The sequence below is a fragment of the Myxococcales bacterium genome (genome assembly GCA_016699535.1).
Lineage (GTDB): Bacteria > Myxococcota_A > Polyangia > Polyangiales.
Window position 1 is genome coordinate 2,343,056 of sequence record CP064980.1, and the last position, 18,724, is coordinate 2,361,779.

At 50.4% G+C, this 18,724-nt stretch carries 19 protein-coding genes and 1 pseudogene; 13 read left to right on the plus strand and 7 right to left on the minus strand.

What is annotated here, in order from left to right; genetic code table 11:
* Positions 1-6: 6 nt before the first annotated feature.
* From IPJ88_11075 to IPJ88_11100, 6 genes and pseudogenes are all read left to right on the plus strand, one after another.
* Complete coding sequence (locus tag IPJ88_11075) at positions 7-570, plus strand: hypothetical protein (protein QQR88773.1); 564 nt, start codon at positions 7-9, stop codon at positions 568-570.
* Positions 567-1,418, plus strand: coding sequence for an SCO family protein (locus IPJ88_11080; GenBank protein ID QQR88774.1), 852 nt, complete (start codon positions 567-569; stop codon positions 1,416-1,418). The genes IPJ88_11075 and IPJ88_11080 overlap by 4 nt, the downstream gene beginning before the upstream one ends.
* Positions 1,415-2,386, plus strand: coding sequence for a cytochrome c oxidase subunit II (gene coxB / locus IPJ88_11085; protein ID QQR88775.1), 972 nt, complete (start codon positions 1,415-1,417; stop codon positions 2,384-2,386). The genes IPJ88_11080 and coxB overlap by 4 nt, the downstream gene beginning before the upstream one ends.
* Positions 2,387-2,393: 7 nt before the next feature.
* Positions 2,394-4,026 (plus strand): annotated as a pseudogene (locus tag IPJ88_11090) (cbb3-type cytochrome c oxidase subunit I).
* A gap of 27 nt (positions 4,027-4,053) precedes the next feature.
* On the plus strand, positions 4,054-4,743 hold the full coding sequence (locus IPJ88_11095) for a cytochrome c oxidase subunit 3 family protein (protein QQR88776.1): 690 nt from the start codon (positions 4,054-4,056) through the stop codon (positions 4,741-4,743).
* Between the two features lie 12 nt (positions 4,744-4,755).
* Entirely contained in the window at positions 4,756-5,139 is a 384-nt protein-coding gene (locus IPJ88_11100; protein QQR88777.1) for a cytochrome C oxidase subunit IV family protein, read from the plus strand.
* 231 nt (positions 5,140-5,370) lie between these two features.
* On the opposite strand, the gene IPJ88_11105 is transcribed toward IPJ88_11100, so the two are convergent.
* Complete coding sequence (locus IPJ88_11105; protein QQR88778.1) at positions 5,371-6,009, minus strand: hypothetical protein; 639 nt, start codon at positions 6,007-6,009, stop codon at positions 5,371-5,373.
* A gap of 220 nt (positions 6,010-6,229) precedes the next feature.
* Between IPJ88_11105 and IPJ88_11110 the strand changes: the two genes are divergently transcribed.
* Positions 6,230-6,598, plus strand: a complete 369-nt coding sequence (locus IPJ88_11110) for a hypothetical protein (GenBank protein QQR88779.1) — start codon at positions 6,230-6,232, stop codon at positions 6,596-6,598.
* Between the two features lie 132 nt (positions 6,599-6,730).
* Here the strand turns inward: IPJ88_11110 and IPJ88_11115 are convergent, their stop codons facing one another.
* Both IPJ88_11115 and IPJ88_11120 read right to left on the minus strand, forming a co-directional pair.
* Positions 6,731-7,246, minus strand: a complete 516-nt coding sequence (locus tag IPJ88_11115) for an AIM24 family protein (protein ID QQR88780.1) — start codon at positions 7,244-7,246, stop codon at positions 6,731-6,733.
* A 19-nt stretch (positions 7,247-7,265) separates the two neighbouring features.
* Positions 7,266-7,988 (minus strand): tetratricopeptide repeat protein, encoded by a 723-nt coding sequence (locus tag IPJ88_11120; GenBank protein ID QQR88781.1) that lies wholly within the window; start codon positions 7,986-7,988, stop codon positions 7,266-7,268.
* Between the two features lie 57 nt (positions 7,989-8,045).
* Here IPJ88_11120 and pgsA point away from each other — a divergent pair, with 57 nt between their 5' ends.
* Positions 8,046-8,669: a CDP-diacylglycerol--glycerol-3-phosphate 3-phosphatidyltransferase gene (pgsA, locus tag IPJ88_11125; protein ID QQR92022.1), complete on the plus strand. Its 624-nt coding sequence runs from the start codon at positions 8,046-8,048 to the stop codon at positions 8,667-8,669.
* Here pgsA and IPJ88_11130 read toward each other — a convergent pair.
* Positions 8,666-10,879 (minus strand): PQQ-like beta-propeller repeat protein, encoded by a 2,214-nt coding sequence (locus tag IPJ88_11130; GenBank protein QQR88782.1) that lies wholly within the window; start codon positions 10,877-10,879, stop codon positions 8,666-8,668. The genes pgsA and IPJ88_11130 overlap by 4 nt on opposite strands.
* Before the next feature lie 129 nt (positions 10,880-11,008).
* Here IPJ88_11130 and IPJ88_11135 point away from each other — a divergent pair, with 129 nt between their 5' ends.
* Entirely contained in the window at positions 11,009-11,875 is an 867-nt protein-coding gene (locus tag IPJ88_11135; protein ID QQR88783.1) for a DNA-binding protein, read from the plus strand.
* A 281-nt stretch (positions 11,876-12,156) separates the two neighbouring features.
* On the opposite strand, the gene IPJ88_11140 is transcribed toward IPJ88_11135, so the two are convergent.
* From IPJ88_11140 to IPJ88_11150, 3 genes are read right to left on the minus strand one after another with little or no spacing between them, the layout of a single operon-like run.
* Positions 12,157-13,095, minus strand: coding sequence for an ABC transporter permease (locus IPJ88_11140; protein ID QQR88784.1), 939 nt, complete (start codon positions 13,093-13,095; stop codon positions 12,157-12,159).
* A 5-nt stretch (positions 13,096-13,100) separates the two neighbouring features.
* The gene (locus IPJ88_11145; protein ID QQR88785.1) at positions 13,101-14,816 is read right to left on the minus strand and encodes an ABC transporter substrate-binding protein; all 1,716 of its coding nucleotides are present in this window, start codon (positions 14,814-14,816) and stop codon (positions 13,101-13,103) included.
* The gene (locus IPJ88_11150) at positions 14,794-15,642 is read right to left on the minus strand and encodes an ABC transporter permease (protein QQR88786.1); all 849 of its coding nucleotides are present in this window, start codon (positions 15,640-15,642) and stop codon (positions 14,794-14,796) included. The genes IPJ88_11145 and IPJ88_11150 overlap by 23 nt, the downstream gene beginning before the upstream one ends.
* A gap of 235 nt (positions 15,643-15,877) precedes the next feature.
* On the opposite strand from IPJ88_11150, the gene IPJ88_11155 reads away from it, so the two are divergent.
* The 4 genes from IPJ88_11155 (at position 15,878) to IPJ88_11170 (ending at position 18,646) form a co-directional block, all read left to right on the plus strand.
* Complete coding sequence (locus IPJ88_11155) at positions 15,878-16,396, plus strand: hypothetical protein (GenBank protein ID QQR88787.1); 519 nt, start codon at positions 15,878-15,880, stop codon at positions 16,394-16,396.
* A 121-nt stretch (positions 16,397-16,517) separates the two neighbouring features.
* Positions 16,518-17,009 carry a DNA-binding protein gene (locus IPJ88_11160; protein QQR92023.1) on the plus strand — a complete coding sequence of 164 codons (492 nt, stop codon included), beginning with the start codon at positions 16,518-16,520 and terminating at the stop codon, positions 17,007-17,009.
* Positions 17,010-17,132: 123 nt separating this feature from the next.
* Complete coding sequence (locus IPJ88_11165) at positions 17,133-17,597, plus strand: aldehyde dehydrogenase family protein (protein QQR88788.1); 465 nt, start codon at positions 17,133-17,135, stop codon at positions 17,595-17,597.
* Positions 17,594-18,646 (plus strand): aldehyde dehydrogenase family protein, encoded by a 1,053-nt coding sequence (locus IPJ88_11170; protein ID QQR88789.1) that lies wholly within the window; start codon positions 17,594-17,596, stop codon positions 18,644-18,646. The genes IPJ88_11165 and IPJ88_11170 overlap by 4 nt, the downstream gene beginning before the upstream one ends.
* The last annotated feature ends 78 nt before the right edge of the window (positions 18,647-18,724 follow it).

Below are 18,724 nucleotides of genomic sequence, written 5' to 3' on the forward strand. Positions count from 1 at the left end.
GTACTTATGGCAACGAATCAAAGCCCTCCCAAAACACAGTTGATTTTTTTGTATGTTGTACTTTCTGTGCTCGTGCTTGTGGCGCTTAAGCCTGTGCTTGACTCCTATTATTCATCCATGACAACTGCCGAGTTAACCGAGAAGGTGAGTAACCGGCCGGCTGTTGAACTTAAAGCGGTGAAAACGGCGCAGGCGCAGGTGATTGCAAAGGCCACTATGCCAGTTTCACGCGCGAAGCGTTTGCTGTTGCGGGATGGTCGAAACATCCCCGCGATTATGCCCAATGAGTCAAGTGATAGCCGTGCGATGGTGGGTTGGTTGCAATTCGGAGGCCATGTTCCTAACCCGGTGATGGAACCTGCCGCAAGCGAAGTGCTTGCCGAAAAAAATCCGCCTGTCATCGAAGAAGCCAGCTCTCAAGATCCGCTTCCTGTGCCTGAACAAAAGCAAAGCGTCACAAAGCCTCAGCCTGCTCTGCCGAAAGCGGCGCCGAAGGCGGTGCCGAAAGCCGATACTGCAGCGAATCCTGCTGCCGATACAGCCAGTCCTGCTCCGGAGAGTGTCCAATGATGTTGCATGCTCGACTGGCGTGTGTTTTAGCTTTTTTGTCGCTTCCAGTCGTGGTGCAAGCGCAGACAGATAACGTTAACGACAGGATGCCGGGCGTTGACGTCAAGGAAAAGCTGGGCGCCTCCGTGCCGCTTGAGCTTAGCTTCACCGACCATGAAGGCAAACAACGAAAACTTTCGGAGTTGTTCAATGGCCAAAAGCCCGTTCTGTTGAATCTGGCTTATCATTCATGTCCCGTGCTTTGTAGCATGGTGGTTCACGCTACGGTTGAAGGACTGCGCAACACGGACTGGAGCGTTGGAGAGCAGTTTGATGTACTTACGCTAAGCATCGATCCCAAAGACACTCCAGCCGATGCTGCTGAAAAGCGGGAAGAGATTCTAGAGCGCTACGGCCGTAAAAGCGCTGCTACTGGCTGGCATTTTTGGGTGGGTGACCAACAAAGCATTAGCAAGCTTACCAAAGCAGTCGGTTTCCAATACCGTTACGATGCAGAGCAAAAACAGTACGCACATCCTGCGGTAATTATACTGCTTAGTCCTGATGCACAGGTCATGCGTTATCTTTACGGGTTGAACTTTCCAGCGAATGATCTTCGTTTAGGGTTGCTCGAGGCATCCAAAGGTCATGCCATCACGACAACAGAAAAGATCATTCTCTTTTGTTATCATTACGAGCCAGGCGAGGGTTACGTTTTGTTTGCAACTCGGTTGATGCAAATTGGCGGCTTTTTAACTGTATTGCTACTGGGTGGTTTTTTGCTTTTGAGCTGGCGTCGTGAACGACGAAATAAGACGGGGGGCACTTCCATGCATCTGCCCGGTAAAACGATTAAGGGAACCTCATGAGACTAGCTAAGGTGGATACTTTTTCTCAATTGCCTGAAGCAGCTTCGACTTTGGCGAAGGGGCACGATGTCCTTTATTATTCTATCTACTGGCTAAGTGTTGTGCTTTTCGTCGCCATCATGGCTACGATGCTTTATTTCGTTGTACGGTTCCGACGCAAAAGTGACCGTGAACGAACTGGGCACACCATAGAGAACACCAAGCTTGAGATTGCTTGGACGATTCTTCCGCTCATTCCCATGTTCTTCATGTTTCATTACGGCTTTAAAGCATACATGGATGGTGCTGTAGCTCCTGTCGATGCGATGGAAGTTCGTGTGCTTGCGCGGCAATGGTCATGGGAGTTTGTCTATCCGGATGGCACAGCGTCACCGGGCGTGCTTGCGGTGCCGGTCAACAAGCCGGTCAAGTTGGTGCTTTCTTCTGAAGACGTGATTCATAGCTTTTACGTGCCTGAGTTTCGCGTGAAGCGCGATGTGGTGCCAGGCATGTATTCGACCCTTTGGTTTGAAGCGACCAAAGAGGGCGAGTACACCGCGTTTTGCACAGAATATTGTGGCGCTCCTCCCAATCAAAGCGAAAGTGGCCATTTTGGCATGCTTGCAACGGTTAAAGTCATGCCCGAAGCAGCTTTTACAAAGTGGCTTGAAGAAGCGGGTGGCCCGCCGGCAGGACAGAGTCCCGAGCAATGGGGTGAGTCGCTTTACACGCAGTACGCCTGTGTGACTTGCCACTCAAACAAGGCGGACGAAATGAAACAGGCACCCAATTTCTGGGGCGTCTGGGGGCGAAAAGAAAAGCTTGAGGATGGTTCGAGCATTGTGGTTGATGAAAACTACGTGCGGGAGTCTATCCTCGAGCCGAACGCAAAACGTGTTGCAGGATTTGGTGGCATTGTAATGCCGCCTTATGCGCTCAACGATGCCCAGATCGATGCGATTGTTGCATATTTGAAGAGTTTGAAGTGAGGAATCTATGACCAGCGCCGCTGCACCACCTGAACGAGAGAATTATATTAACTGTGCCCGAGGGTTAAAGTCTTGGCTCATTACCCTTGATCATAAGCGCATTGGCGTGCTGTATCTTATTTCGGTTCTGGTCGCATTTTTGGCAGGTGGCGTGTTCGCGTTGCTTATTCGAACCGAGTTGCTTACCCCCGGCAAAACCATTGTCGATGCGCACACCTACAATCAGATGTTTACGCTTCATGGCGCGATCATGGTGTTTGCCTTCATCATTCCGTCGATTCCTGCTGCTCTGGGTAACTTTGTCTTGCCTATTATGTTGGGCGCGAAGGATGTTGCTTTCCCGCGTTTGAACTTGGCGAGTTATTACATCTACGTCATCGGGACGGTGTTTTTGCTTGTGGCTTTGGTTAGTGGCTCACTTGATACCGGATGGACCTTCTACACTCCGTACAGCGTTCAAGAATCGGCGCCTGTCATACTCACCACAGCCGGTATATTTATTATGGGCTTTTCTTCGATTCTTACCGGCGTGAATTTTATCGCCACGGTACATAAAATGAGGGCACCAGGACTCACTTGGAAAAAGCTCAATCTATTTATTTGGGGCACCTACGCGACAAGCGTTATCCAGGTTCTTGCCACTCCGGTCTTGGCGATTACGTTGCTGCTTTTGCTCATGGAAAACGTCCTTCGTTTGGGCATCTTTGATCCGAAGCTTGGTGGCGATCCGATTTTGTTTCAGCACTTCTTCTGGTTCTATTCTCATCCTGCGGTCTACATCATGATTCTGCCTGGCATGGCGATTATCAGTGAACTGATCGCAACTTTTTCAAGGCATCAAATCTTTGGTTACTTTTTTGTCGCCATGAGTTCCGTTGCCTTGGCGATTTTGGGATTTTTGGTGTGGGGACACCATCTCTTTGTTTCTGGCATGTCGGAATATGCAACGATGGTGTTTTCAGCGCTTACCTTCCTGGTGGCTATTCCTTCGGCCGTCAAAGTATTTAACTGGACGGCTACCTTGTATAAAGGTTCCATTTCGCTTCAGTCTCCAATGCTATATGCGCTCTCGTTTATTGCGCTGTTTTCGATTGGCGGATTTACCGGTTTGTTTTTAGGCACCCTGGCTACCGATATCCATTTGCATGACACTTATTTCGTTGTTGCTCATTTCCATTATGTCATGGTGGGTGGAACCGTCTTTGCGTTTCTTGGGGGGGAAGGTGTGGCAAAAAGTAGCTTGGGCGCTCGTGTTTATTGGTTTCAATCTTACCTTTATGACCCAGTTTGTGCTTGGTTCACGCGGCATGCCTAGGCGCTACTACGATTACCTCGACCAGTATCAAGCCTTGCACGGCTTTTCTTCGGTTGGCGCTTATATTCTAGGTGTGGGTTTTGTGGTGATGTTGGGTATGTTTTTGAAATCACTTATCAGTGGTAAAACGTCATCGCGCAATCCATGGATGAGCGCCAGCTTCGAGTGGCAGACACCGACCCCACCTCCTTTTCATAACTTTGATGAAACACCCAACATGGTGGGTGGACCTTATGACTATGACTTAGCTGCCGATGAGGAGCTGTTTGATGAAGGAAAGAACCTTCCCGTCACCATCACAGCAAACCGCGTGCCAGCGGAATAGTAGAATAGGGGAGCAGGAAAAAAAAGTATGGCAAATACAACAACAGGCTCGCATTCCGACGAACATCACGAGCACCCTAGTTTTTTGCAGCATCATTTTGATACGCCTGCGCAGCAGTTTGATGCAGCCAAGCTCGGCATGTGGTTGTTTTTGGCTCAGGAAGTATTGTTTTTTAGTGGATTGTTTGTTGCCTACTTTGTTTTCCGCGCCTGGTATCCGGATGCTTTTGCCGCGGGTTCAAGGCAGCTTGACACTTTTTGGGGTACGGCAAATACTGGAGTGCTACTCTTTAGCAGCCTGACTGCTGCACTGGCGGTTCGCTCAGCGCAGCTTGGGCAGAAAAATCGCACCAGTGTCTTTTTGATCATAACGGTGCTTTGCGCATGCACCTTTATGGTGGTTAAGTATTTTGAGTATGCGCATAAGTTCCATCTTGGCTTATTGCCCGGCAAATACTTTAACCCGCAGCACTTGCATGATGGCGTAGTTCTTCCCGCGGAGACCGGTATTTTCTTTGGTTTGTACTTTATCATGACCGGTGTGCACGGTTTGCACGTGCTTATCGGTATTGGCGTCATCATTTGGATTTTGATCCGAAACATACGCGGCGAGTTTAGCGAGCGCTACTTCACGCCAGTGGATATTACGGCGCTCTATTGGCATCTTGTTGACCTTGTATGGATTTATTTGTTTCCGCTTTTGTATCTGATGGAGTAAACGGGAGAGGCTATGTCGGAATTTGACACGAACAGTCGCGAAGGCGAAGTCCACGCTCATATTGCCTCATGGCAGTTTTATGTGGGAATTCTTGGGGCGCTGCTCGTCCTTACGGCGCTTACCGTGGCAGTCTCCTTCGTTAAGCTCGGTCCACTGAATTTGGTTGTGGCGGTGGTTATTGCGACCATCAAGGCAAGCCTGGTGGTGACGTTTTTTATGCATCTCAAATATGACAACCGCTTCAACGCGCTGATCTTTTTGAGCTCACTTTTGTTTGTTGGTATCTTCTTGGCTTACACCTTCAACGATACTGCACATCGAGCGGAACTTGATTCGTACAATGGTGCTACCGTTTCCCCTGTGACAGGGGAAGTGGCGCCTGGCAGGCGCAAGTAGCTGTTATTTCCTACACGTGCAGGGCCTTTTGATTGCTAGGGCTTTTCGCGAGCTTTTCCTATCCGCGGCTTACCTCCTCGCTCCTCGTCGACAAGTACCGATGTACGTGTCTCCTCGTCGCTGTGGGGGCGCTCGCGCCTAGAAAAAGCTCGCGAAAAGTTGTGTTTGCACGCGGAGCTACCGCGCTTGATCTATTGGGTCACTTTGTCTCGCCCTGAAGGAGTAGGTTTTCTACTCTTCGTTTGGGTAGTAATTGAGTAGGGGTAAACGTTCAGCTCTGCCCTGACAGAACTGTCTCCAGTTTTTCATTTTGCCCTCTAGACCCCGTGCGTTTAGCATACAGGCGCGATAGGCACGCCGAGCGTGCTGCAAGTAAGGTCGCGCTTGGGCTTCAATAGTTTCTTTATAAATCTTTGCAATATCAGGTTCTGAATCAAGCTCGGCTGGCATCGGAATCGAAAGCAAAGTTTGCGCGATGTCTTCATGCATCAAAGCGACAATGCCACCAGCCATAATGCGCTGGCGGTGTTGTTCTTCTGCAGCTATCGATAGATCCTGCCTTGCAAGGTCAGCTGAGTGAGCTTTTTCTTTGAGCCAAGGCTGCAATGTTTCCTCAGACCACTGATTTAGTTCGTCGGCTGTTCGGCCGATGGGAAAGGGTGGCGGCGCAATGCTGAGACAGGCTTCGGCGAGTTCGACGCCTCGTTGCATGGTTTTGCTTAGTTTCGCGTTGGGGACGTCGGCCTCAGGAAGCGCTCTTATCGAAGGAGGGCCTTCTGGGTCTCCGGGGCGTGCTGAAGTTACAGCGTTAGGCTGGCTTCCCCCGCAGCCAAGCAAAAAACAGAGGATCCATAGTGGCGATCGTATCATCCAGCAATTGTAACACTAGTGCTGTGATGGGGAAAAGAATGGACCAAGCTCAGTGGGGAGCTGACGGTGGCCTGAGGAGAGAAAACGTAGGAATATCAGCGGTACTTTGAGCTTCTATGCGCAACACGAGGCGCGCTACTCCGAGCTCAGATGGCTTATTCTTTTCCCGATCGCTGCTCTGAATCTTGACGGATAGAAAAAGCGATGCATGTTGTAGGGCGTGAAGGAAAAGACAAAAATTGCGGTTCCAAAGGTGGGCAAAGGCATAAGCTTGAGCAAAGAGCGTGTGGATCAACTTCTAATTCACGGTAGGACTGAGGATGGCCAAGGGCTCAAAGTTCTACGGCGGCGGGATGACATCGTTGAAGCGGGTGTAGCTCATCCGCTTCGAGAGGGGCAATCCATCCAAGGTGAGGTGGTCCGATTGAAGCCTCACCCGGACTTTCCGTTGTTATGCGATGTTGAGGTTGAACTGGCGGATCCGAAATCCATGCGCAAAGGCCCATCGAAAGCGAGCACTCCTAGGTTCCGTGCCAACTGGAATACCATTTGGGGTAAAAGTAAAAAAACGCCTTCACCCTTAAACTAGGACGAGTTTTAAATTACTTGTTGAAAGTATTTGGTTTTTTTGGTTTTTTGGTTTTTCGAAGCAAGGTGAGGGCGGCTATGGCAGCAAGAATCGCTCCGCCTAACGCAAAAAACCAATCGGGAATTGTCTGTGTCACATTGCTGTGGTTAGCAGACTTCCTTCGCCTCGCAAGCACAACTTTAGGCCTGGATTATCCAGCTTTTCGGATTGAATCGTTGTATCAAGCACAGGAAGTAAGGTGCCGGTCCAGCCAATGACAGCGCGTGGGCTAAGATAAATTCCTTGGTCACTTGGGACGGGAAAGGCTTTAGGCTTTCCTGAGAGCGCTAGGATCACTTTTCCTTTTCCCTGCAGGTGAATCATCTGGTTGTCGTCCTCGGCAGGTAAACGACTGTTGCGGTAGTTTAAAGATGCACTAAAGGCGACAAGAGCGCTTTCTTTGATGCACAGTTTTTCCATTGCTAGATCGATACAGTAATAGCTTTGCGTTCTTGGCTTTTCCAATACGATAAAGGCTTTTTCGTGAATTTTAACAAGAGGCTTGCTTCCGCCCACAGCTTCGGGCGATGGATGACCGTGCATGATTCGCATCAGCGGTGTTGCGTCGAAATACCAATAGCCATACGGCTGCGATTTAATCGCAGGCACACGCCTTGCTTACAGGGAATCAAAGTTGTCCGTCGTCATCAATCGTGATGTCTTGAATCTGATCTGGATCAACTTTCCATTGTTCCAGTGAATGCTGAGGAGTCGCTTGAGCTACGATGCTTCGAATACCGGAGCGAGAAGGCATATCGCGATCATCGCTAAGGCTGGGAGGATAACTCTTTTCACGAATTGTTGGTGGTTCACTGCGTATATCAAGGCGTGCGAGCACCGTCTCGCTACCACCCGCTAAGGTTGCATGGGGCAGGCTTTGTGGTGGATGAGGGCTAAGTTGAGCCATCCATTCTTTGCGACCTGCTTGTTCAAATAGGTGGGTTGCTTCTTCCGGTCGACCCAGATTCCAATACGCAAGACCTAGCAAACAAAGCGCACGTTCGTGCTTGGGATGATGCGTTAGGAAATGGTGCAAATGAGGCAGGGCCAGAGCGGGCTGCTTACTGCGTAAAAAAGAAAGCGATAGATTCAAACGTAAGTTGAGCTCCTTGGGATAACGTTTGAGGAGGTTTTCAAAGATTTCGACCGCCAAAGGATACATTCCCATGCGGTAATAGGTGCGAGCTAGAAGGTCTTGGCTCCTGGCATCGGTTGGAGCATGCACCAAAGCCAGTTCGATTTCTTCCTTTGCTTCGATGGTTTGGTTTTGTTTGAGAAGGTCTATTGCCCGGTAAAGATGGAAGAGAAAGTCTTCCTGCTCCCTAACTGCGGGTGTGCGATATTGGGCCATTCAGCCATGCTAAAGGAGAGACTCCCTTTTAGGCCAATTTGTGATAAAGATTGAGCCATCAACTACCCAGGTGGTCCGGTGTCTGCACGTGGTCTGCGAAACAGCGTTCTGAATTTACCAAATCTTTTGACGATCTTACGCATCGTGGTGATTCCTTTTGTGCTGTGGCTGCTTTATAGCGGTACGCCTAAAATGTGCTTTTGGGCGGCCTTCGTTTATACCCTTGCCGTTATCACCGATGCGCTGGATGGCTGGTTAGCGCGTAAGTACGGCATAATTAGCATTCTCGGAAAGTTTCTGGATCCACTTGCCGGCAAGCTTATTGTGATGGCTATGTTGGTGGTGCTTGTGGATATGCAACGTGCCCCGGCTTGGCTTGTGGTGGTTATTGTGGCACGGGAACTAGCGATCAACGCCTTACGAAGCATCGCAGCAGGCGAGGGCATTGTCATGGCGGCTGGACGCGGGGGCAAAGACAAAACTGCTCTTCAAATGGTTGGTCTGCTCTTGCTTATCCTTCACTATCCCTATGATTTGTATTTTGGATTTACAACCGTAAGTGTTGATTTGCATCAAGTGGGTCTTGTCATTATGTACGTGAGCGTTGTGTTTGCTGTGATGAGCGCAGCAGAATACATGACAGCGTTCAGTCGAGCGGTGCGCACCCAAAGCGAGACCTAAGGGTGATCGACGATATCAAGTACCGTGGTCCAGGCGAAGGGATCGGTGCCAGTACTACCAATAGTTCCACTGCCGAAATCAATGCTACTCGCGCTACTCCCGCCGAGATAAGCTTTGCCACTATCGCTAACAAAGAGAGTTGCTCCGATATCATCCTGAGAGCTGCCGAGGTTTTCTGCCCATCCGATTGTTCCGTCTATGATATCAAAGCGTAGCAGTACGATGTCGGTGTCTGTTCCAGCTTGAAAGGTTTTTCCACTAAAAGTCAGATCTCCTGAGTAGCTTACCAGCGCATAGAGATAGCGGGATAAATCAGTATGCAGTTGAGCAAGAATGTCTGTATTTCCTGTGCTCTTTAGGTGATAAACCCATACGGGCGACCCTGAGGTGCTTGAAAGACAGCTTACGATGCCGCTGCCTAGGCTAGTGGTATCAAAGGAAGTCTGTCCAATCGTTACCTCGTCTCCAAACGTGGCATAGAAGCAAACGCGGTATGGGTCGGCTACGCGAATTGATAGGGGCGAATCTCCAGCTGTACTTCCCCAGTTTTTTGCCCAGCGCAACGTTCCGCTTGAAGTATAACTTGCCACGAAGACATCGGAGCTGCCTTCGTTTGCTAGAACACCATTTCCCAAATCGAAAGCATCGCTTGAAAACCATCCGGTAATATAAAAATTGTTGTTGCTGTCGATATCAATGGCAGTCACTTGGGTAGCCGATGAAGCTACGCCTATTGACATGGCGGAGGTCTCCGCGCCATTTGGATCGATTTTCAGGATTAGACCGTCGATTACGCCTTTTGCGACTACCGGATTTCCACTGAAAGTGAAGCTTCCTTCGAAAGAACCAGCGAGATAGGTGTTTCCGTTGATGTCGGTAACCATCCCATTTGCTTGATCGTTGCCTGTACCACCAAAGCGTTTTGCCCAACGCAGGGTTCCGTTGCTCAAAAAACTCGCTAGAAAAATATCGTAAGTGTTAGTATTTACACTTTGCAGGACTGTGCCGTCGAAATCGAGATTGATGGGGAAATGCCCTGCGATATAAAGGTTGTTGTTCGTAGAAACATTAGCTCCACTGACTTGCATCGTGTGAAAATCATTGCCGCCCGTAAACGGTGTGTGTTTTTTCCATGCCTGACTGCCAGAGCTTGATGATTTCTCGATAAACAGACGTGTGCTTGAACTTGCTGGCAGGCTCTCGAATTCGCCTTGCGTTCCAACGGAATACACGTTGCCGCTCGAATCAACGGCGATACCCTTTGTTAGTGCGAAGATAGTAGCTGGTAGACGGTCTCGTTCGGTATGCTGAACGGCCCACTCTGTTTGCCAGCAATCTGGACATCCACTGCCACCGCAGTCGATGCCAAGCTCTTGGGCGTTCCTTAGATTGTCCGAGCAACTTGCCTCGACACAGGTTTCAGAAGAGCAGATCTGCGATAGACAGTCGCTTGAGCGAAAACACGATAAGCCAGAACCGCATGCAGGGCATAGTGGGCCACCGCAATCGACATCGCTTTCATTTTCATTGTGAAGACCATCAGCGCAGAAATCCACACAACCTTGTTCAGGAATACACCACTGAATGTCTTGTACGCAGCTTTTTGCAAGGGATGTGTAAAGACACGCTCCATCGAGGCAGTTGGCTTCAGAGCAAGCATTTTGATCTGCGCAATCGGTGTTTTGCAAACATTGTAAATCAGGGCAATAACTTGGGTTGCCGGGATGGCATCGTGTATCGACGCAGTTTCCGGCCAAGCAGGCGGTTGCGTTTGGATCGCCATTCGTCTGCGGGCATTGCACGTTCAGGCAGCTGCGTGTGATGACAACAGTTAGGCCAAGTCTTCCCAATAGAATCACTTTGGTGGGTCTGGAAACAATAGTGTTTCCGTCGAAATCGAGCAACTCGACGGTAATAGTCATATCGCCAGTTTGCAGTTGTCTAAATTCGGCAATGCGTGCGGCAGCAATATAGTCATCTGTTTTGAGCGCTTCCGTTTCTGCGCCCAAAATGCCGGCATCGGTTTGTAGTGTTGTGCGAACGCCCACAAACTCAATGCCCGGGACGAGATCGGTGCGCAGCTCAACGATGAGCTCACGCTCAATGCTATCGGAACCGCAAGCAACGAGCGAAGCGCAAAACCATAGCCATGCTACTGCCTTAGCAAGTGAAATGGGGCGCCAACAGAAACAGAAGCGGCTCGAAAGCATTTCGTCGAGTATAGCAACCTTTGGCGGTTCATGGATGATTCTCGGCGCGATGGAGCGCAGAAAGTGTGTACAGTACGGAGAGGTAGGCGGTGTCGACTCCTCGCGAAGCTCATGGTATCTAACGGCTCTATGCTAGCGACCGAAGCAAGACAGGTGCGGCGCATTGTTGGCCGTATGGAGCGGGGCGAAGATGTTATAGAGGCATTTTTAAGCCTGGCGAAAGAACGACAAATTCGGTGCGGATGGATACGTGCTCTTGGGGCTTTCGAGTTTGTTGAACTGGCTGAATACGATCAGCAAGAGCAACGCTACCGTGCAGCGCGGGCCTTTGAGACTCAATCGGAAATTCTAGAGTTAAATGGCAACATCTCGCTCAAAGACGGCGAATGTTTTGTGCATTTGCATGCTACAATTTCGCGCGACACGGACAATGGTATCGAAGTTCTGGGCGGGCACTTGTTACGCGGTACGGCCTTTGCTTGCGAGTTTCTTGTGGAAAGTTTCGACGATGTGACCTTGCAACGGCGATACGATCCCGCAACTGGACTAGAGCTCTGGTCGCCTGACTTGGACTCCGTTTCAGTTTCTGGCAAACCAGCACCTGCCCCAGCGCCGGCGCGTAGCTCATCAGGCTTTCCGCGGCGTATGCCAAGCTCGTCTGGAACATTGAAAGCGGTGAGCGAGCGCCAAGGCGAGCGGCCCTCGTTCGTCGATATGCCGCGCATTACACAACCCACTCCGCCACCTGAACGCGCGCCTCGAGTGAGCGATGCTGGCCCATGGGAATCGCAATTTCCAGTGCAGGGCGATTGGGTGGAACATCCTCAGTATGGACTGTGCCAAATTCAAGCAATTATTGATAACAACGAACTCGTCGTTCGCCTAACAAGTGGTGCGCCTAAGACCATCCGCTTGGACTTTCTTGAACTGAGTGCGCCGATCATGCAGGGCAAACAACGCATCTATCGCATCCAACCGAAGCACACTCGATCATAGGGGTAAGTGGACAGGTAGTCCTACGCAGAGCGGACTTTTCCCGAGGTTTTGCAAACGAGCTCGCGCGGCCCAAGGGCTCGCTCAACATCTCCGGCTTACCGCGTCGCTCCTCGTCGGAAAGTACTGATGTACGTTCCTCCTCGTCGCTCCGGGGCGCTCGGATCTACGAAAACCTCGGAAAAAGAGTGTTCGATTGCCTTGGTTCTTGCTTGCAAAGTTCACCATTGCACCACGTGGTTTCGTGGTGACTGTTGACCCTAACTGTCCACTTACCAATAGGGTTAGGAATGCCCCAGCCTTACACGCGGATCCAGGCCGGCAACCGCAATGTCAGCAAGCGTATTACCAATTAGAACTGCGGCACATGAAATGGTCGTTACGCTGAGAATCATCATGTCATCCCAAGTGTTGAGTGATTCCCAGGCCAGTCGACCAATTCCAGGATAAGCAAAGATGGCTTCTGTGATGATGGCGCCTGAGACCAGCGTACGAAGCTGAAGACCCATGAGCGTCACGACAGGTAGCAGTGCATTGCGCACGCCGTGTGCTAAAATGACACGCACCGGGGAAAGGCCTTTGGCGCGAGCGGTGCGAACATAGTCACTAAACAGTTTCTCGATGAGCTCGCTGCGTATAAGGAGCGCATAGGTTGCGGCGCCAAAAATAGCCAAGGTAAATGCTGGCAAAATCGTGTGATAGATGCTGCTCCAAAGACCTAAGCCGTATCCACCCACCGGAAACCAGCCCAATCGAAAAGCCCACCAGTTTAAGAACAATAAACCCGTTAAAAAAGTAGGCGCGCTTATGCCAACAAAGCTAAGCGCCATAAGACTTGTGTCCAGATAACTGTTTCGAAAGCTGGCGGCGATGATGCCGACACTAAGACCGATAAGAAGTTCGAAAAACATGGCCATCGCACCCAAAAGCAAGGTTCGCGGCAATCGGGCTCCAATCACATCAACCACGGGTTGATCGTTTTGACGGGCACGGCCAAAATCGCCCTGCACGACGCCACCGATATAGCTAAGATACTGCTCAACAATCGGGCGATCCAAACCATGTTGTTTACGGTAGGCATCTAAAACACTTTGTTGCGCTTGCGGTCCGAAGCGAGCACGTGCTGGATCTCCGATGCCACGCACAGCGAAAAACACGCCGCTGATCACAACAAAGACGACGAATAAAGCCCAAAAAACGCGTTTGAGAATGAAGCGAAGCATGTCCATCAATTGTTACCTTTATGAAGAGGGCCAAGCAGAGCAAAGAAGCTTTCCTTGAAACGGCGTGCTGCTTGCGCGATGCGTCTGCGGGGCAAGTCAAGCCACACGTCGCGATACATTTCAGACCAAACTGGATGTGGGGTATAGCCTTTGACATAGGGCTGCCATGCTTCGGTTTTTAAATCGTTCCACATAAACGCCCATGGGGCATCCTGAGCAAGTATTTCCGATGCCCGAAGGTAAAGGACGCGACGTTTTTCCTTGTCCTGCTCGATACGCCCTTTGTCCAAAAGCGCATCAAGTTTGGGATTTCGATAAAAAGAACGGTTCTCTGAATCATGCTCATGAATCGCGCGACTGTGAAAAAGAATATCGAGAAAGTCAGCAGGATCAGGAAAGTCTTGCGACCAACCCGACATCATCATCGGTACTCGGTTGGGCTTGCCGGTTTCTTCCAGGTAGAGTGCAAAGGCAACAGGTTTTAGCCGTATTTTAATACCGATTTTTGCTAGGTCTTGTTGGGTAAGCTCACCGTAAAAGCGACCCGTGTTGCCATGTCCAATCCACATATCAACTTCTTCGGGTAGGCCTTCCGGATAGCCGGCTAGTCGCATTTCTTCCTTGGCCTTGGCGATATCGTACGTTTGTCGGCCCTTAAGTTCCGGATCGTAACCAAGCAGAGGTGGCGGGATAGGTTGATCGGTGACCCGTAAGCGATTATTGCGCGCTTTTTTCCACCCTTCGCGGTCAAGAGCGAACGATACTGCTCGGCGCAGGTGCACATTGTTAAAAGGCGGCATGCCGCAGTTCATCACCACGCCCCAAAGGTTAATATCCGCATACTCGGCGCGATAAGGAGCCCATTTGGATGAGTTTTTTAAAAAGAGGTAATCCGCTGGAGCAAAGCGATGAGCATGATCCAACTCGCCGTTGCGAAAACGCATCATGGCGGCATCTCGTGTTAAGTTTTCAAGGTAGACCATGGTGTCGGGATAAGGACGAGGTTTATCCCAGTAGTCTTTGTTGCGCCCAAAAACAAGTTTGACTCCCGATTCCCACTCTTGCAGTTTGAATGCACCCGTTCCGAAGATATGTTGCGAGACCGCCATTGGATATTTTTCATAGACCTCTTTTGGCACAGGATAAGCAAAGGTCATGGCCATGGCATTCAGGAAGGTTTGGTCAGGCTCGGTTAACTGAAACTCGATGGTGTAGTTATCTTTTACTGTAATGCCTGAAATGTGCTTGGTTTTCTTTTCTCGGTAGGCATCAACTCCTTGCAGCTGTGTGTAGAAAGTGAAGCCCGGAGAGCCTACATCGGGGTCTAGCATATGCTCCATCGACCAGCGTACATCGTGTGCGGTCAATGCTCTGCCGTTATGAAAGCGAATTCCTTTGCGCAGTTCAAAGATAAACGTTTTTCCGTCATCGGATATGCTTGGTAGGCTTTTTGCCAACATGGGAACCATGTTGGTCTCATTGTCATAGTCGAGCAGTCCATCAAACATCAGCTTAATCGCCATGTTTGATAACTCATCAAAGGCCATGTGCGGATCGAGGCTCTTTACGGTCGATTCGTGATGAAAAACAAAAGTTCCGCCGTGCTGTGCTTCGTTGTGTCCGGCACCCATAAATCGCGGACCGTCCGGAGGCTTTGGGCAGCCTAAAAGCAAAACAAGGGCTAGCGTTGAAGCCCACTTAGCTGTTTGGGTCCAATGCATCGCGGAGCCCCTCTCCCAGAAGATTAAAACCAAAGACCGTTGCTAAAATAAGCAGACCAGGTTGAACGGCGAGGCGCGGAAAGTGAGCCAGCATTTCCTGGGCATCGTGCAGCATTGAACCCCAGCTTGCTTGTGGTGGTTCAACACCTAGCCCAAGAAACGACATCGCGGACTCGACGATGATCATCTGGGCCACCATCGTGGTTGCAATCACAATGGTAGGGCCCAAAACGTTTGGCAGAACATGGCGCACTAAAATACGAGCGTGCGACATGCCGAGAGCGTGCGTGGCCAAGATGAATTCTTGTTCTCGAATCTGAATGGTTTTGGCTCTCACTATGCGAGCAAGGGTGGTCCATGAAAGAAAACCCAACAGCAAGTACAATGTCCATAAGTCCGGCCGAGCAATCACTCGCTTTATGGCAATGGCGATAATAAGGAAGGGCAGCGATAGGAGTAAGTCGACGCCGCGCATACTTAGACTGTCAATCATCCCTCCAAAATAGCCTGCTGTAATCCCTATGAAGAGGCCAATCGCTGTTGCAAGTAGCGTTGCAAAAAAGGCCACTTGTAGCGAGATGCGACCACCATGCAAGAGTCTTGAGAGTTGATCTCGACCGATGGGGTCGGCTCCCAATAAGAACATTCGATTGGGAGCGACAGGTGCTCCTTGCTCATCGAGTCCTTCATCCCTGAACTGTTGGTTGGGATCAAAGGGGGCGATATAGGGGCCGATAAACGCCAAGCCGGTGATGATGCCCACCAAGATGGCGCCAACAAGGGCTCCTTTGTTTTTTCGAAAACGTCGCCACGCTCGTTTATCCATAGTGCGGTTTTACACGGAGTCGAATGAGATCTGAAAAATCTCACCAAGATCTGTCTTTGTCGTTTTCTTGACACGATCTCTCTCGAGAAACTACATGTAGGATATATCCTTACTTTCTTCTTTTCGTCGCATAGATAAGCGTTTAATAAGTTGTTTAATAAATTAATAAAAAGTGATTGACATGTTTCTATTCATTAGAATACATTCATGTGCATTCAATAAATAGAATCTATTAATGGGAACATCCTGGACACAAAAAGACTTTGAGCGACTTGAGCGGATGCACCCGCGGGGCATGACGGTTCAGCAAATTGTCGAGGTTTTTACTGGACAGGGTGACAAGCTAACGGAAGCGACCTTTCGAAAGTACGTTCAGCTTGGTTTGCTGCCACGAAGCGTTCGCGTCGGGCGAAAAGGCAAACACAAAGGCTCTCAGGGCCTCTATCCGGCTACCGCAGTTCGGCAAATCGACTGGATCCGGCAGCTGATGGCGCAGGGTTTCACGATGGATGAAATCCAGCGCGAGTTTCTGTTCGTTCGCGGCGAGCTCGATGTACTGAGCCGACAGCTCGAGCGTGTGCTCATGCATATCAGCGAAGCCGCAGGTGTCAGCGTCGCTGAGGGTGCGGTTGATCCAATCAATGCACGGGCCATCAGCGAAGCCACCACCATTGCGCAAGATTTGATCAACAAACTGCGATCCATTGAACAGCGGCTTTCGATGCAAGCGCGCATGGCGAGGGCGGCGGTTTGAAAATTTTTAGCTGTATAGGGCGCGACTGTTACGCGGGCAAGCAACACTAAGGAGGGGAAGAATGGAAAAAGACAACGAGGCGATAAGCGAAAACAGCAGTCCCGAACCACAAACCGTTGAGATGCCAAGTAGCCATGGATCTCTTGCGTTAGCTGTTGAGCCTAACTCTAGTCCAGAAGAGCCAGAACGCCGCGGTCGTCGTAAACGTCGAGCAAGAACACGTGCGCGCACCATTTCCATTCGTCGCCTTAGTAAGACGGAGTTGAATCAAGGTCGTCTGCTCTATCCTGAAGCGGACTATTGGCGGCCCGTATCAAGAGAGCAATGTGCTGATATGGAGAGGCCATGTCCCTTTGTTTCGTGCAAATACCACCTTTATCTCGACATCCATCCGGTACGCGGTTCGATTAAAGTTAACTTTCCGGACCTTGAAGTGTGGGAGATGTCCGAGACCTGTGCTTTGGACATCGCTGACCGAGGCGGTATCACGCTTGAAGAGGTGGGAGAAATTATGAACCTAACACGTGAGCGTGTGCGTCAAGTTGAAACCCAAGGTCTATCCAGGCTTCAAGGGGACACCCATGTGGATCGACTCAAAGACTACGTGAGTTAAAAAATTTCATTTCAAGCTGCAGTAGCTTTTTTCTACGCGGGAGGATACGAGCCCCTCCCGCGTATTTTATATGGACCGTCGGGTTCGTTGGACTTTGGCGCCGATTAATCGCACACTGGGTGGATGGAAGCCACGCTGTCTTCATCGAGGTCGGCTAAGAGTGCGTCCTCTTCTAGCCTGACGATTATAGAACCTGCTACCGGAAAGAAACTTGGTGAAGTCCCCTTGATGGGAACCGCCGAGGTGCAAGTCGCGGTGAGTCGCGCCCGGGCGGCGCAAGCACGGTGGGCATCTCTTTCACCTCGTGAGCGTGCGCTTAGCATGCAGAGGTTTCGTGATGAAGTCGTTAAACGCGCCGATGAACTGGTTGATACACTGGTCAAAGAGTGCGGTAAGCCGAAAATGGAAGCCTTGGTGCAAGAAGTGATGGTCACCGCTGATTTGATGACCTTCTACATAAAACGCGGCCCAGCATGGCTTGCGCCCCGGAGACTTAAGTTACATCTCATGAAGCATCGTCGCAGCGAGCTTCACTACTTTCCGCGAGGGGTGGTTGGGATCATTTCCCTTGGAACTTTCCTCTCGTGATTCCGGCAGGGGATGTGGTGGCAGGGCTGCTGGCGGGTAACGCAGTCGTTCTAAAGCCAAGTGAAGTAACGCCCTTTATCGCACTAAAGTTAAAAGAGCTCTTTGATGCTTCGGGAATGGATCCTGAGCTCTTTCAGTTGATCACCGGGGATGGGCGTACAGGTGCGGCGCTGGTTGATGCTGGAATTGATAAGCTGGTATTTACTGGCGCAGTTCGCACAGGACGCAAGGTTGCAGCAGCTTGTGCTGAGCGTTTGATGCCTTGCACTGTTGAGTTGGGCGGAAAAGCCGCGGCGATTGTCTGCCAGGATGCAGATTTGGAACGTACTGCCCAAGCCTTGGTGTACGGTGGTTTTGTTAACAGTGGTCAAGTGTGCATCAGTGTTGAGAGGGTGTATGCGCATGAAAAGATTCACGACGCTTTGCTTGACCGTGTCGTTGCGCTTGTGAGTAAACTTCGGCAAGGGGATCCAGCAAGTTTAGATATCGATGTTGGGGCCATTATTTTTCCGCCTCAAGTTGATGTTGCCCAACGGCTCCTTGCCGATGCCAAGGAAAAGGGTGCATCCGTTCTGACGGGCGGAAAGCTTCGCGAGGGCGAAGGATTGTTTTTTGAGCCGACGGTTTTAAGTGCTTGCTCGCAGGACATGGCGGTGATGCGCGAGGAGATTTTTGGCCCGATTCTTCCTTTTATGAAAGTCAAAGATGAAAACGAGGCACTGGACCTTGCAAATGATTCCGAGCTTGGCTTGGCAGGCTACGTCTTTAGTCAAGATCCGATCAAAGCGCGTGATTTGGCCAAGCGGCTGCGTGCCGGCATGGTCATGGTCAATGACGTGCTAAGCGGCTATGGTATTGCCGAAGCGCCTTTTGGCGGATTGAAAAACAGTGGCATCGGACGGGTGCATGGCGAAGAAGGTCTGCTTGCGATGTGCGAGCAGCGGCATTTGTGTTTTGATCGCTTGACGATGAAACGTGACCCTTTCTGGTTTCCATATTCAGAAAAAACCTACCGGTGGCTGCGTAAAGCTTTGAATTGGCTATTCTGAGTGTTGCGGAGTTATCTGCCGTTAGACATCGAGCGTTTTGTATGATTGCATGCTAGCCAATTGAGAGTTAGCTTGGGG

Coding starts and splice junctions, on each gene's coding strand:
- IPJ88_11075 (QQR88773.1), top strand. CDS start 7: ATGGCAACGAATCAAAGCCCTCCCAAAACACAGTTGATTTTTTTGTAT.
- IPJ88_11080 (QQR88774.1), top strand. CDS start 567: ATGATGTTGCATGCTCGACTGGCGTGTGTTTTAGCTTTTTTGTCGCTT.
- coxB (QQR88775.1), top strand. CDS start 1,415: ATGAGACTAGCTAAGGTGGATACTTTTTCTCAATTGCCTGAAGCAGCT.
- IPJ88_11095 (QQR88776.1), top strand. CDS start 4,054: ATGGCAAATACAACAACAGGCTCGCATTCCGACGAACATCACGAGCAC.
- IPJ88_11100 (QQR88777.1), top strand. CDS start 4,756: ATGTCGGAATTTGACACGAACAGTCGCGAAGGCGAAGTCCACGCTCAT.
- IPJ88_11105 (QQR88778.1), bottom strand. CDS start 6,009: ATGATACGATCGCCACTATGGATCCTCTGTTTTTTGCTTGGCTGCGGG.
- IPJ88_11120 (QQR88781.1), bottom strand. CDS start 7,988: ATGGCCCAATATCGCACACCCGCAGTTAGGGAGCAGGAAGACTTTCTC.
- IPJ88_11130 (QQR88782.1), bottom strand. CDS start 10,879: ATGCTTTCGAGCCGCTTCTGTTTCTGTTGGCGCCCCATTTCACTTGCT.
- IPJ88_11135 (QQR88783.1), top strand. CDS start 11,009: ATGCTAGCGACCGAAGCAAGACAGGTGCGGCGCATTGTTGGCCGTATG.
- IPJ88_11140 (QQR88784.1), bottom strand. CDS start 13,095: ATGCTTCGCTTCATTCTCAAACGCGTTTTTTGGGCTTTATTCGTCGTC.
- IPJ88_11145 (QQR88785.1), bottom strand. CDS start 14,816: ATGCATTGGACCCAAACAGCTAAGTGGGCTTCAACGCTAGCCCTTGTT.
- IPJ88_11150 (QQR88786.1), bottom strand. CDS start 15,642: ATGGATAAACGAGCGTGGCGACGTTTTCGAAAAAACAAAGGAGCCCTT.
- IPJ88_11155 (QQR88787.1), top strand. CDS start 15,878: ATGGGAACATCCTGGACACAAAAAGACTTTGAGCGACTTGAGCGGATG.
- IPJ88_11160 (QQR92023.1), top strand. CDS start 16,518: ATGCCAAGTAGCCATGGATCTCTTGCGTTAGCTGTTGAGCCTAACTCT.
- IPJ88_11165 (QQR88788.1), top strand. CDS start 17,133: ATGGAAGCCACGCTGTCTTCATCGAGGTCGGCTAAGAGTGCGTCCTCT.